The 13271-nt window shown below is 71.3% G+C and carries 10 protein-coding genes, 1 tRNA gene and 2 pseudogenes; 5 read left to right on the forward strand and 8 right to left on the reverse strand.

Going from position 1 to position 13271, the window contains the following annotated elements:
* Nucleotides 1-15 precede the first annotated feature (15 nt).
* Nucleotides 16-1167: a branched-chain amino acid ABC transporter substrate-binding protein gene (locus QTQ03_RS10070; protein WP_289277763.1), complete on the reverse strand. Its 1152-nt coding sequence runs from the start codon at nt 1165-1167 to the stop codon at nt 16-18.
* A 914-nt stretch (nt 1168-2081) separates the two neighbouring features.
* Nucleotides 2082-2702: an ANTAR domain-containing response regulator gene (locus QTQ03_RS10075; RefSeq protein WP_289277764.1), complete on the reverse strand. Its 621-nt coding sequence runs from the start codon at nt 2700-2702 to the stop codon at nt 2082-2084.
* Between the two features lie 104 nt (nt 2703-2806).
* Here QTQ03_RS10075 and QTQ03_RS10080 point away from each other — a divergent pair.
* Nucleotides 2807-2883: transfer RNA gene (locus QTQ03_RS10080), tRNA-Leu, on the forward strand.
* Between the two features lie 62 nt (nt 2884-2945).
* Here QTQ03_RS10080 and QTQ03_RS10085 read toward each other — a convergent pair.
* Nucleotides 2946-4124 carry a trans-sulfuration enzyme family protein gene (locus tag QTQ03_RS10085; protein WP_289280756.1) on the reverse strand — a complete coding sequence of 393 codons (1179 nt, stop codon included), beginning with the start codon at nt 4122-4124 and terminating at the stop codon, nt 2946-2948.
* Nucleotides 4125-4207: 83 nt separating this feature from the next.
* Here QTQ03_RS10085 and QTQ03_RS10090 point away from each other — a divergent pair, with 83 nt between their 5' ends.
* Both QTQ03_RS10090 and QTQ03_RS10095 read left to right on the forward strand, forming a co-directional pair.
* Nucleotides 4208-4687 carry an Lrp/AsnC family transcriptional regulator gene (locus QTQ03_RS10090; RefSeq protein WP_289277765.1) on the forward strand — a complete coding sequence of 160 codons (480 nt, stop codon included), beginning with the start codon at nt 4208-4210 and terminating at the stop codon, nt 4685-4687.
* Nucleotides 4688-4748: 61 nt separating this feature from the next.
* Nucleotides 4749-4946: pseudogene (locus QTQ03_RS10095) on the forward strand (LLM class flavin-dependent oxidoreductase); the annotation flags it as partial.
* A 27-nt stretch (nt 4947-4973) separates the two neighbouring features.
* Here the strand turns inward: QTQ03_RS10095 and QTQ03_RS10100 are convergent.
* A complete protein-coding gene (locus QTQ03_RS10100) occupies nt 4974-6044 on the reverse strand; it encodes an IS110 family RNA-guided transposase (protein WP_289277002.1) in 1071 nt (356 codons plus the stop codon).
* A 239-nt stretch (nt 6045-6283) separates the two neighbouring features.
* On the opposite strand from QTQ03_RS10100, the gene QTQ03_RS10105 reads away from it, so the two are divergent.
* Nucleotides 6284-7114, forward strand: coding sequence for an LLM class flavin-dependent oxidoreductase (locus tag QTQ03_RS10105; RefSeq protein ID WP_289277766.1), 831 nt, complete (start codon nt 6284-6286; stop codon nt 7112-7114).
* A gap of 230 nt (nt 7115-7344) precedes the next feature.
* A pseudogene (locus QTQ03_RS10110) lies at nt 7345-8768 on the forward strand (pyridoxal-dependent decarboxylase).
* A 166-nt stretch (nt 8769-8934) separates the two neighbouring features.
* On the opposite strand, the gene QTQ03_RS10115 reads toward QTQ03_RS10110, so the two are convergent.
* From QTQ03_RS10115 to pyk, 4 genes are all read right to left on the reverse strand, one after another.
* On the reverse strand, nt 8935-9873 hold the full coding sequence (locus QTQ03_RS10115) for a sulfite exporter TauE/SafE family protein (protein ID WP_289277767.1): 939 nt from the start codon (nt 9871-9873) through the stop codon (nt 8935-8937).
* 99 nt (nt 9874-9972) lie between these two features.
* Nucleotides 9973-10443 carry an RrF2 family transcriptional regulator gene (locus tag QTQ03_RS10120; RefSeq protein WP_289277768.1) on the reverse strand — a complete coding sequence of 157 codons (471 nt, stop codon included), beginning with the start codon at nt 10441-10443 and terminating at the stop codon, nt 9973-9975.
* Between the two features lie 81 nt (nt 10444-10524).
* Nucleotides 10525-11409 (reverse strand): acyl-CoA thioesterase, encoded by an 885-nt coding sequence (locus tag QTQ03_RS10125; protein WP_289277769.1) that lies wholly within the window; start codon nt 11407-11409, stop codon nt 10525-10527.
* Nucleotides 11406-12854 (reverse strand): pyruvate kinase, encoded by a 1449-nt coding sequence (pyk, locus tag QTQ03_RS10130; protein ID WP_289277770.1) that lies wholly within the window; start codon nt 12852-12854, stop codon nt 11406-11408. Before pyk ends, QTQ03_RS10125 begins: the two co-directional genes overlap by 4 nt.
* Nucleotides 12855-13271 lie beyond the last annotated feature (417 nt).

Consider the following 13271-nt stretch of genomic DNA (forward strand, 5'->3'; position numbering starts at 1 on the left):
TCCCAGTGCTGGTCATCAGCTGAGCTTGAGCTCCTGCAACGGTTCGAACGTCGTGCCCTTGATCTCGTAGGCCCAGATGACGACCTTCGACGGGTCGACGTCGCCGTTGTCAGCGAACTTGATGTACTTCGAGACGCCCTGCTTGTCGTACGACTTCACGTACTCCAGGATCTCGGCGCGGCTCTTCTTGCCGTCCTTGAAGGCGTCCGCGAAGACCTGCGCGGCGTCGAAGCCCTCCGCACCGTAGGCGCCCGGCGCCTGGCCGTACTCCTTCTGGTAGTCGGCCGTGAAGGTGCCGCCGGCCTTGTCCGCCGGGAGGCAGGGGCACGTGATGATGGCGCCGTCGGCGCCGCCGGAGGCACCCTGCGGGAAGGCCGGGTCGTAGAGACCGTCCGGGCCGACGAACTTCGCCTGCACGCCGGCGGCCCGCAACTGGCGGACCAGCGGAGCGGCCTCCCGGGTGTAGCCGCCGTGGAAGACGTAGTCGGCGTTCGCAGCCTTGATCTTGGAGATGGTCGCGTCGAACTGCGCCTGCTTCTCCTGGATCTTGTCGCTGCCGACAAGCGCGCCGCCGAGGTTCTTGCCCAGCTCGGCGACGATACCGGCGCCATAGGCGCTGCCGTCGTCGATGGTGAACACCCGCTGCGCGTTCTGCGACTTCAGGTACGTCGAGACCGCGCCTGCCTGGGTACCGTCGTTGCCGACCACCCGGAAGAACGACTTGTTGCCCTTCTGGGTCAGGTCGATCCGGGTCGCAGACGGGCTGACCATGGCCAGACCGGCGGCCTCGTAGACCGGCATCGTCGCGTCGGTCTCACCAGAGAAGTGACCACCGATGACGCCGAGGAACGACTCGTCGCCGGCAACCTGGTTGGCGACCGGGGTGGCCTGGGCCGGGTCGCCCTGGGTGTCGAACTCCTGCATAGTAATCTTGCAGTCGGGGTTCGCGTCGTTGTGCTGCTTGATCGCCAGCTTCGCGCCATTCAGCGACGGCAGCACCAGACCGGCGTTGTCACCACTGAACGCGCCGAAGATCGCGATCTTGCCGCCACAGTCGCCGGACGCGGCACCGCCGTCACCGCCACCGGAGTCCTGGCAACCCGCGGCGGCCACCAGCACCGCGGCGAGCGCGGCAGTTCCCAGCACTCTTGAATAGCTACGCCTCACGGCTATTGACCTCCTCCAGATGCAGGGGCCCGGCGCACCCTGGGCGGCGGCGCGGCGCCAGCTCGGCACCACCGTCCGGGTGAAAATCCGTACACCTGCGTTACGGCTCGTGATGGCGGAGCGTACCGACACTCATACAGTCTCGGAAGAGCCTCGCGCAGGGTCTGCGAAACCGTTACGAAGACGTGCACGATTGAGCGGAGGCCGTAACAGGTCAATCCCCTGACCGGTCCTTAGACCAGCGGCCGCCCAACAGGTGAGATGATGATCGACGCTTGAATCCCAAACTCCGACACGATCCGGGGTAGTCCGTCGACCCTCCCCGGGGCCCGTGACAACCACCCACCCGCGCCATCACCTATTGTCACCCATCAGTGGTCACCACCACGTCCCGATCGACGCCGCTGACTGCAGCGAACGACCGTGCCACCTCACTCCGGGACCCGACCGATCCGCCGACAACCCCAGGCGGTGCCGCGCCCCGTCGTGGACCGCCGCGTCGGACGACACCCACACCCGCACCGCTGGACCGGTCGCCCACCATCCGCGGACACCACCGGCTTCGGCTCGTACGGCTCGAACGACGGCGCCGTCACCTCCACCAACGCGCCGTCCGGACGCTGTCGCCCGGCGCTCACCCGGCGACCCGCTCACCACGTACCAGGGCCCACCGCAGGCGACCGCGTCCCGCCGACCCGCAACACCCGACCCGGCACGGCGGACCGCGCGACCGGCGACCACACGGGACGGATTTAGGGCGTCACGTCCACGGTGGTGGCCCGCTCACCGCCCGGCACAGCGGCACCACGACAACCGCGAGCGCCGCCGTCCACCGCCGTATCCGCACGGGATCCGACGCCATCGACCAGACCACGGTTCGCGAGGGCCACATCCGCTCAGGTGGCCGGGCGCGCTCAGGTGGCCGGGCGCGTCACCTCGCCGCCGGCGGTCTCGGCGAGGATCCGCTCGGCGACCTCCTTCATGGTCATCCGATGGTCCATCGCGGTGCGCTGGATCCACTTGAAGGCCTGCGGCTCGGTCATCCCGTACGTCGTCATCAGCGCGCCCTTGGCACGCTCGACGGTCTTGCGGACCTCCAGGCGGTCGGTCAGGCCGGCGACCTCGGACTCCAGCGCGGCGATCTCCGAGTAGCGGGACAGCGCGATCTCCACCGCCGGAACCAGGTCAGTCTTCTGGAAGGGCTTGACCAGGTAGGCCATCGCGCCCGCCGCCCGCGCCCGCTCCACCAGGTCCCGCTGGCTGAACGCGGTCAGGATGATCACCGGAGCGATCCGGGCACCGGCAATCCGCTCGGCGGCTGCCAGCCCGTCCATGATCGGCATCTTGATGTCGAGGATGACCAGGTCGGGCTTCAACTCCTCGGCGAGGCGGACCGCGGCCTCCCCGTCGCCGGCCTCGCCGACGACCTCGTAGCCCTCCTCGACGAGCATCTCGGCGAGGTCCAGCCGGATGAGCGCCTCGTCCTCGGCGATCAGTACCCGCCTGCGCTCGGCATCCGTCTGCGTCTCGGCCACGAGCCACTCCCACCAGTCCGTACCCGACACCCGACCGGCCGGGTGCCACGGCCCTTAGCCTAGTGGGTACTCTATGAGGCGCCACTGAGGCGTTCCGCGAGGATGTCCCCGTATTCCAACCGGTAGAGAAACGGAGCTCAAACCTCCGACAGTGTGGGTTCGAATCCCACCGGGGACACCACCTGCTGCACGACCGCCCGACCTGTTGCCCGAACGCCCGACGAGAAGTCGGGCGCCGACCGGTCAGACCACCGTGGCGAGCGCCACCTCGAGGTCCGCGCGCAGGTCCTCCGGGTCCTCCAGGCCGACGGAGACGCGCAGCAGGCCGCCGACCGGCTTGGCCTCGCCCGCCACCGGCCGGTGGGTGAGCGACGCGGGGTGCTGGATCAGCGTGTCCACCCCGCCCAACGACACCGCGTGGGTGATCAGTCGGCAGGCGCCGGCGACGGCGGCCGCGGCGGGCGCGCCGCCGACCACCTCGAAGGCGAGAAGGCTGCCCGGGCCGGACATCTGGCGGCCGACGAGCCCGGCGGGGTCGTGCAGCGACGGGTGGTGCACACGCGCGACGGCCGGGTGTTCGGCGAGCCAGGCGGCGAGTTTCTCGGCGCCGGCCTGCTGGGCACGCACCCGCAGCGGCAGGGTCTGCAGGCCGCGGTGGGCGAGGTACGCGCCGAGCGGGTGCAGGATCGCGCCGGTGAGCGCCCGCACCTGCCGCAGCCGGGCAGCCCAGCCGGTGTCGCAGGCGACGACCCCGGCCAGCACGTCGCCGTGGCCGCCGATGCTCTTGGTGGCGCTGTGCAGGACGAGGGCCGCACCGTGCCGGGCGGGTTGCTGGAGTACGGGGGTGGCGACGGTGTTGTCGACCAGCAGCGGCACGTGGCCGGCGGCGCGGGCGAGTGCGGCGATGTCGACGAGGTCGAGGGTGGGGTTGGCGGGCGTCTCGACGATGACGAGCGCGGTGTCCGGCCGGACGGTGGCGGCGACCTCGTCCGGGTGGGCCCAGGTTACCTCGGTGCCGAGCAGGCCGGTGGCGAGGACGTGGTCGGTGCCGCCGTAGAGCGGGCGGACGGCGACGAGGTGCCGCTTCCCGTCCCGGGTGGCGGCGAGCAGGGCGGCGGTGACGGCGGCCATGCCGCTGCCGAAGGCGACAGCGTCGGTCGTGCCCTCGAGGTCGGCGAGGGCGGTCTCGAAGCGGGCCACGGTCGGGTTCCAGAGCCGCTGGTAGACGGCAGTGCCGCCGGCCGGGAGGGTGCCGCCGGTGGCGAGGGTCTCGTACGCGTCGCCGCCGGCGTCGACCGAGGGCAGCGGATTGGTGGTGGACAGGTCAATGGGCGGCGCGTGGACGCCGAGGGCGGCGAGGTCGTCGCGGCCGGCGTGCACGGCTCGGGTGTCCACGGTCGTCATGCCGGAAGGATCGAATATCTGGCCCCATCGACGCAAGAGTAGCGAATATCATTCGGTATAGACGCCTAGCAGGGCAATCCGATTCGGGAGAGGATGTCGGTATGCCCGTCACACCGAACGATCTTCGGCCGTACGCGAGCCTGGACGACACCGATCGCGCGATCCTGGCGGAGCTGGCCGCGGACGGCCGGCTGCCGAACAACGCCCTCGCCGAGCGGGTGGGGGTGGCACCGTCGACCTGCCTGGCGCGGACCCGGGCGCTGCGGGAGTGCGGGGCCATCCGCGGGTTCCACGCCGAGGTCGACCCGGCGGCGATGGGCCTGCCGTTGCAGGCACTGGTGTCGGTCCGGCTCTCGGCGCACGACCGGGCGGTGGTGGACGCGTTCCGGGCCCGGTCGGTACGGCTCCCGGGGGTGGTGTCGGTGTTCCACGTGGCCGGCGCGGAGGACTATGTGCTGCACCTGCGGGCAGCCTCGGCGGACGCGCTGCGGGACTTCGTGCTCGACCATCTGGCGGTGGACCCGGCGGTGCAGCACACCCAGACCAGTCTGATCTTCGAGCAGGCACGGGGCGTGGGGTAGGGCACGAACCGGAACAGACCCGGGCTGCGGCGGGTTGGCCAGAATTATGATCGACGTACCGATGTCCGTTCTTGATCTTGCTCCGGTGGCGCGCGACGCCGGCACCGGGGAGGCACTGCGGCACACCACCGAGCTGGCCCGGCGGGTGGAGGAACTGGGCTACCACCGGTTCTGGGTGGCCGAGCACCACAACATGCCGGCGATCGCGTCGTCGGCGCCGGCGGTACTGCTGGCGCATCTGGCGGCGCACACCACCACCATCCGGATGGGGATGCTCCTATGGATGTCAAGCGGCGAGTTCAAGATCGTTGGCTGTGATGATCTGGTAGAGCTCGCGGGCGATGTAGCGCTTCAAGCACCGGATGATCTCTTTCTTGGACAGGCCTTCTTTGGTGCGTCGTTCGGTGTAGGCGCGGGTGCGGGGGTCCCAGCGCAGGCGGCAGAGCACGACGCGGTAGATGGCGGCATTGGCCTGCCGGTCGCCGCCGCGGTTGAGGCGGTGCCGGGTGGTCTTGCCGGACGAGGCGGGGATCGGGGCGACGCCGCAGAGCATGGCGAACCCGGCCTCGGAGGTGAGCCGGTCGTGGTTCTCGCCGGCGCTGACCAGCAGTTGGCCGGCGGTGTCGGCGCCGAGGCCGTTGGCGGCCAGTAGGCCGGGGTTGATGGCGGCGACGAGGGGCTGCAGTAGTTCGTCCAGGTCGGCGATCTCGGTGGCGAGCTGCTGGTGGCGGCGAGCGAGGGAGCGTAGGGCGATCTTGACGGCGGTGGCCGGGGTCGCGGCGTCGGCCCGGTCGGGGCGCAGGTTCGCGCAGGTGGCGATCAGCTGTTTGACGGTCAGGCCGCGCAGCCGGGCACGCAGCTCGTCGGGGGCGGTGACGATCAGGGACTTGATCTGGCGTTGGGTGTCAGCGCGCTGCTCGACCGCACTGCGCCGGGCCACCCGCAGGTTACGCAGGGCCTCGACGCGGCCGTCACGCTGCTTGGGGGTGCCGGTGCGTTCTCCGGCCAGGGCCGCCCTGGCGGCTTGGATGGCGTCGATCGGGTCGGATTTGCCCTGGAACCGGCGGGTCTTGCGGTCCGGGCGGTCGACCTCGATCACGTCGACGTGGTCGTCGCGCAGCACGCGGGCGAGCCCCGCTCCGTAGGCGCCGGTGCCCTCGACCCCGACCCGGCTCAGCCGGCCGTGTCCGTGCATCCAGGCCAGCAGGGCGGCGTAGCCGGCCCGCGTGGCGGGGAACTGCTGGGTGCCCAGCACCCGTCCGACCAGGTCGATCACCGCCGCGGTGTGCGTGTCCTGATGGGTGTCGACTCCACCGACGACCTCGATCGCGGCTTCATCGGGTGTAATGGGAGGCATCGTCGTCCTGTCGTTCGTGACTGGGGGCAGGGCGGCACGCACCAGCCGGGCAACGCGGACAAGACAGAGATGGGGCCTCTGGCCAGGCTCCTATTAGGTCACAACGCCACGTCCAGTGAGTGCACGAGCACCTCCCGACCGAGGCCGACAAATCCCGTTAAGGACCCGAAGTCAGTCAGGTGGTGGGTCAGACCCCGGGCGGGAGGTGCTCATGAACATCATCTCTGTCAGGTGGGGTGATGCTGCCCAATCACGCGCCGCTCGTGGTGGCCGAGCAGTTCGGCACCCTGGAGGCGCTGCACCCGGGCCGGATCGATGTGGGTATCGGGCGGGCGCCCGGCACCGACCAGGTCACCGCGCTGGCGCTGCGGCGGACGGTGGAGGGGTTGTCGGCTGAGGGCTTCCCCCGGGAACTGGCGGACCTGGTGAACTACTTCACCGGCGAGGACCCGGGGCCGATCACGGCCACCCCGGGCCTGGGCCAACGGCCGGCGGTCTGGCTGCTGGGGTCCAGCGGGTTCAGCGCGCAGTTGGCCGGGCTGCTCGGCCTGCCGTTCTCGTTCGCGCACCACTTCAGCGCGCAGAACACGCTGCCAGCGCTGGCGCTGTACCGGCAGAGCTTCCGGCCGTCGCGGTGGCTGGACCGGCCATACGCGATGGTGGCGGTCAACGCGGGCGTTTCCGATGGCGGCCCCGATGGCATCTCGGCTGTCGGTTCCGTTGGGTTACGAGTGTGCGCGGAGACCGACGAGCGGGCGGAGTGGCTGGCCGGGCCGGCCGGACTGTCGTTCCTGAAGCTGCGCTCGGGCCAGCCGGAGCCCCTCGCCACGCCGGCGGAGGCAGCGGCGTACCCGTACACGGACGTGGAGCGGGCGTTCGTCGCGCAGCGCCGGGAGGGGCAGGCGACGGGCTCGCCGGAGACGGTCCGCCGGCAGCTCGGCGACCTGCTGGCGCGCACCGGCGCGGACGAGCTGATGCTCACCACGCTGGTGTACGACGTAACCGACCGGGTGCGCTCGTTCGAGCTGATCGCCGAACACGTCGCCGGCGGCCTACGCCGGAGCGTCTGAAACACGATCTTTACGCCGCCGTCACTCCGGGGACTCGCGGGGCGCATAGCTTTGGTTCCGGTGGTGGTACGGCAACCCCGGTCGGGACGGGTCGGGAGTGCCGCGGTGTGGCGCACCGGGTCGGAGCTGGCGGATTCCGCGGCCCCGACCCGGTGCCTTCCCCGACACGATCGATCGCCCTCCTTGCCTCCGCCCCGCATTCTTGATCCACTCGCCGGGTGGCTGCGCACATGACCCCGGAGGAGTTCCGCCACGCCGGGTACGCCGTGGTGGACTGGATCGCCGACTACTGGACCACGCTCCCGCAGCGGCGTGTCACGTCGCCGGCCCCGCCCGGGACGGTGGCCGCCGCCCTGCCGGTCGGCCCGCCGGAGCAGGGCGAGCCGATCGAGGCGGTACTCGCTGACCTCGACACGCTGGTCACGCCGAACCTGACGCACTGGCAGCACCCGGGCTTCTTCGGCTACTTCCCGGCCAACACGTCCGGCCCCAGCGTTCTCGGCGACCTGGTCAGCTCGGGGCTGGGGGTGCAGGGGATGCTCTGGGCGACCGGGCCGGCCTGCACCGAGCTGGAGACCGCGGTGCTCGACTGGCTCGCCGACCTGCTGGATCTGCCGAGGCGGTTCCGGTCGGCCGGCGCCGGCGGCGGGGTCATCCAGGACTCCGCCTCCTCGGCGACGCTGGTCGCCACCCTGGTCGCGGTGCACCGGGCGAGCGGGGGCCGGTGGCGGGAGGTTGGCGTGGATCGGCGCTACCGCGCGTACAGCTCCACCCAGGGCCACTCTTCGATCGAGAAGGCCGCGCGGATCGTCGGACTGGGCGCCGAGGGCGTCCGGGCCGTCGAGGTGGACCCGACCACCCTCGCCATGTCGCCGCGGGCGCTGCGGGCGGCGATCCAGGCTGACCTGGCCGCCGGGCTGGTGCCGGCCATCGTGGTGGCCACCGTGGGGAGCACCTCGACCACGGCGGTCGACCCACTGCCAGAAATCGGTGCGATCTGCGCCGAGTACGGGATCTTCCTGCACGTCGACGCCGCCTACGCGGGCGCCGCGGCGGTCTGCCCCGAGCTGCGCTCCGGGCACGCCGGGCTGGAGTACGCCGACTCGTACTGTTCGACCCGCACAAGTGGCTGCTCACCGGGTTCGACTGCGACGCGTTCTGGGTGGCCGACTCCGGGGAGTTGGTCGAGGCGCTGACGGTACTGCCGGAGTACCTGCGCAACGCCGCCTCCGAGTCCGGCGCGGTGCTCGACTACCGGGATTGGCAGGTGCCGCTGGGCCGTCGGTTCCGGGCGTTGAAGCTGTGGTTCGTGCTGCGCTGGTACGGCGTGGCGGGCCTGCGCGCGCACATCCGGTCGGGGGTGGCACTCGCCGCCCGCTTCGCCGGCCGGGTAGCCGCCGACGAGCGCTTCGAGCTGGCCGCGCCGCACCCGTACGCGCTGGTCTGCTTCCGGTTGCGGGCCGACGACACGGTCAACGCCGAGCTGCTGGCCAGGGTGAACGCGACCGGTCGGGTCCACCTCACCCACACCCGGGTCGCGGGCCGGTACACGCTTCGGCTGGCGGTCGGCGCGCCGCAGACCACCGAGATCCACGTCGACGAGGCCTGGGCCCTGCTCACCGACGCCGCGAACGTCCTCCTTCCGGACCGCTGATCTCCGGACCGCTGATCTCCGGTCCCACGCCGGGCGCCGCTGACCCGAAAGCGCTTCGCGGATGTCGGTGCCGCCCGGAGCCGTTTTCTCCCAGGATCTCGCGGTGCGCCCAACGGAAGCCGGATCCGTCGGCGCGTTACTGTCGGTGGCTGTCCGGCGGCGCGGATCACCGGCTCGGCGCGGCGACCGACTCGGCGGTGACGCCGGCCGGGGTGGACGTCGGGGCGCTCAGCGCGGTGGCGGCGACGGCCCGGGCGCGCAGCAGGGCCCGGACGGCGAACGCGAGGGCGGCGGCCCAGGCGAGCACCAGCAGTGTGTAGGCGGCCGGCCGAATCCCGCCCCCGACCTCGGCGGCACGCATCAGCGTACGGGCGTTGGTCAGCACGATCACGCCGCCGATCGCCGCGCCGAGCAGTTGGGCGGGGACGACGCGGACCAGCCACGCTGCCAGCGGCGCGGCGACCAGGCCACCGACCAGCAACGCGGTCACGATCGGCAGCAGGAAGCCCTGTGTGCCCAGACCGACGAGGAACCCGACGCTGGCCGCGCCGGCGACCAGGAACTCGGCGGTGTCCACCGAGCCGATCACCCTGCGCGGCTCCATCCGGCCACTGGCCAGCAGGGCGGGAGTGGCGACCGGCCCCCAGCCCCCGCCGCCGGTGGCGTCGACGAAGCCGGCGACCAGACCGAGCGGGCCGAGAAACCGCCCACGCGGGCGGCCGGCCCGCCGCTCGGCGCGCAGCGGCCGGGAGAAGCGCACCAGCAGGTACACGCCGAGCGTGAACAGGATGGCTGCCATCCAGGGCGCGGCGGCTTCGGTGGAGACGGCGCTGAGGAAGGTCGCGCCGGCGAACGCGCCGAGCGCACCCGGCAGTGCGATGCGGCCGACCACCCGCCAGTCGACGTTGCCGAACCGCCAGTGCGCCGCCCCCGCGGCCAGCGTGGTGCCCATCTCGGCAAGGTGCACCGATGCCGAGGCGGCGGCCGGCGCGACGCCGGCGAGCAGCAGCAGTGTCGAGGAGGTGAGCCCGTACGCCATGCCGAGCGCACCGTCGACGAGTTGCGCGGCGAGTCCGACGAGAGCGAGGACGAGCAGCCTGCGCACGGCACCCTCCCGATTATCTAAATATCTCCTATCGACTTGGTCGACAATGCGGGACCGGTGGGCGCCGGGTCAAGTCCCTGTTCGGTCGGTGGGACGCGGTCAGGTCCAGGCGCGCGGATCGGCGGCCAGCTCGGTGACCCGCTGCGGAAGCCTCTCATCGGCCACGTCCGCGATGGTGACCAGTTCGAGGATCTGCCGCTCGCTGGCCCGTAACGCGATCCACACGTCCTGCAGGGCCCGCGCCGCGCCGTGGTAGCCGAGTTCCTCCGGCCGCCGCCCCCGTACGTGCGCGAGGGGTCCGTCGATCACCCGGATCACCTCGGCGAGGGAGATCTCCTCCGCCGGCCGGGCCAGCCAGTAGCCGCCCTCCGGGCCCCGTTGGGCGTGCACGATTCCGCCCCGCCGCAGTTGCAGCAGAATGCTCTCCAGGAACTTCGGGGGGATATCCTGGGCGCGGGCGATCTGGTCCGCGGTGACCGGCCGACTACGCCCGGCGGTGGCGTCACCGGTCACCGACGCGAGTTCGGCGACCGAGCGGAGGGCGTAGTCGACCCGGGCGGAGAGACGCATGCCGGACAGGCTATCCGCCCGGTCGATCGCCCTGGCCGATCGGGCCGGGCCGCGGTCGCTCACCGGGCAGATCGACGCAGGTCAGGTGCCGACGCGCCGCACCAGCCCCTCCTGAACGGCGCTGGCGATCTGCCGCCCGTCCCGGGTGAACATCCGGCCGGTCGCCAGCCCCCGCGCGCCGGAGGCCGACGGGCTCCAGCAGTCGTACAGGAACCACTCGTCGGCGCGGAACGGCCGGTGAAACCACAGTGCGTGGTCGAGGCTCGCGCCCGCCACGCCGCCGGGGCCCCAGACCTCGCCGTGCACCGACAGCACCGAGTCCAGCAGGGTCAGATCGGAGGCGTACGTCAGTGCGCAGGCGTGCAGCAGCGGATCGTCGGGCAGCTTGCCGTCGATCCGCATCCACACTCGCTGGTACGGGTCGGCAGGGCGGTCACCAGGGCGAACCCAGCCCGGCTCGCCGACATAGCGGACGTCGATCGGACGCGGGATCTGCCCCCAGATACCGAGCCGCTCGGGGTAGCGGGCGAGCCGATCGATCATCCTCGGCACCTCCTCCGGCCCTGGCACGTCCGGCGGGGCCGGCGCTTGGTGGTCCAGCCCCTCCTCCACGCGCTGGAACGACGCGGACATGAAGAAGATCGGCTTGTCGTGCTGGAACGCGACCGAGCGGCGTACCGAGAAGGACAGTCCGTCGCGCACATTCTCCACCTGGTACTCGATCGACTCGGCCGGGTCGCCGGGACGGACGAAGTAACCGTGCAGCGAGTGCACGACGCGCTCCGGGTCCACTGTCCGGCCGGCGGCGACCAGGGCCTGACCGGCCACCTGTCCGCCGAACACCCGCTGTAGTCCGATCTGCGGGCTCGTCCCCCGAAAGGCCATCTCGCCGGTGATGGTGAGGTCCAGGACCTCCAGCAGCTTGTCGACAGCGGCCTGGCCGACGACGGTCTCCGCCGCGCTCACCGCAGCGACCGCGCGGACGCGACATCGACCAGCGAACCCAGCTGGTGCACGCGCAGCGTGTTGGTCGAGCCGGGGGTGCCGGGCGGACTGCCGGCGACGATCACGACGTGGTCACCGGGGTTGGCCCTGCCCAGGCCGAGCAGCGCCTCGTCGACCTGCCGGAACATGTCGTCGGTGTGCTCGACGAACGGCATCAGGAAGGTCTGGACGCCCCAGGAGAGCGCGAGTTGGTTGCGCACCTCCGGCACCGGGGTGAAGGCGAGCAACGGCAGGTCGCAGTGCAGCCGGGACAGCCGGCGAACGGTGTCGCCGGTCTGCGAGAACGCGACCAGGGCCTTGGCGCCGATGGCCCGAGCGATCGACGAGGCGGCGATGGTGAGCGCACCACCGTGCGTCCGCGGGTCGTGCTGGAGCCGGGGCACCCCGATCGAGCCGGACTCGGTGGTAGTGACGATCTTGGCCATGGTGCTGACGGTCAGCACCGGGTACTTGCCAACGCTGGTCTCGCCGGAGAGCATCACCGCGTCGGCGCCGTCGAGGACCGCGTTGGCCACGTCGGAGGCCTCGGCGCGGGTCGGCCGCGAATTCTCGATCATCGAGTCGAGCATCTGCGTGGCCACGATGACCGGCTTGGCGTTCTCCCGGCAGAGCTGCACCGCGCGCTTCTGCACCAGGGGGACCTGATCCAGCGGCAGCTCCACGCCGAGATCACCGCGGGCCACCATGACGCCGTCGAACGCCAGCACGATCGCCTCGAGCTGGTCGACCGCCTCCGGCTTCTCGACCTTGGCCAGGACCGGCCGGTGCACGCCCTCCTCGGCCATGATGGCGTGGACCAACTTGATGTCGTCGGCGGAGCGGACGAAGGACAGAGCCACCAGGTCGACGCCGAGACCGAGGGCGAATCGCAGGTCCTCGGCATCCTTGTCGGACAGCGCGGGGACGCTGACCGCCACGTTCGGTAGCGACACGCCCTTGTTGTTGGAGACCGGGCCGCCCTCGGTGACCAGGCAGCGGATGTCGTTGCCGGTGACGTCGGTGGCCTCGACCGCGACCCGACCGTCGTCGATCAGCAGCCGGTCGCCGGGCTTCACCTCGTGCGGCAGCTTGCGGTAGGTGCAGGAGACCCGGTCCTTGGTGCCGACGACGTCGTCGCCGGTGATCACCACGGAGTCGCCGGTACGCCACTCGTGCGGACCGTCGGCGAAACGACCGAGCCGGATCTTCGGGCCCTGCAGATCGGCGAGGACGGCGACCGGGTGGCCGGCCGCCTCGGCCGCCTCCCGGACGAGGCGGAGGACCGCCTCGTGGTCGGCGTGGCTACCGTGACTGAAGTTGAGTCTCGCCACGTTCATGCCCGCCTCGACGAGCCCCCGGATGCGCTCGGGTGAGGAGGTAGCGGGACCAAGTGTGCAGACGATCTTCGCGCGGCGTGTCACGCCCATCAGGCTAGTCTCTCTCCCGGGCCGGACCGCGGGCCGACCCCTGTCGCACTGCGAACAAGTTGTCCGACGACGCGCGGTAGCGCGGCCGGCGGCGTGAACCCCGCCGGGAAACGTCGTGCGGGCGGGCATCGGCGACCGCGCGCCCGGAATCGTACCGTCCAGGGGTCAGCCGGACCGACAGGCCCGGGTGAACGACAACCAGGCGGTCGACGAACGTCGCTTGATCCGCGCTCAGCCCCGGCTGGTCGGCGAGGTCACCGCGGAACAGATCCGCCGCGGCGCGGCGAGGGGGAAACGGGGCATCGAACACGTGGCGGACCTGGCGGGTAACGCACCTGCCGATATCTTCCGAAACGTGCACAAATTAGCCTATAAGCGGCTAGGTTGGTCTGAAACGACACATGACATTGGAGACAC

Origin of the sequence: Micromonospora sp. WMMA1363, from assembly GCF_030345795.1 — a bacterium.
Taxonomy (GTDB): domain Bacteria; phylum Actinomycetota; class Actinomycetes; order Mycobacteriales; family Micromonosporaceae; genus Micromonospora.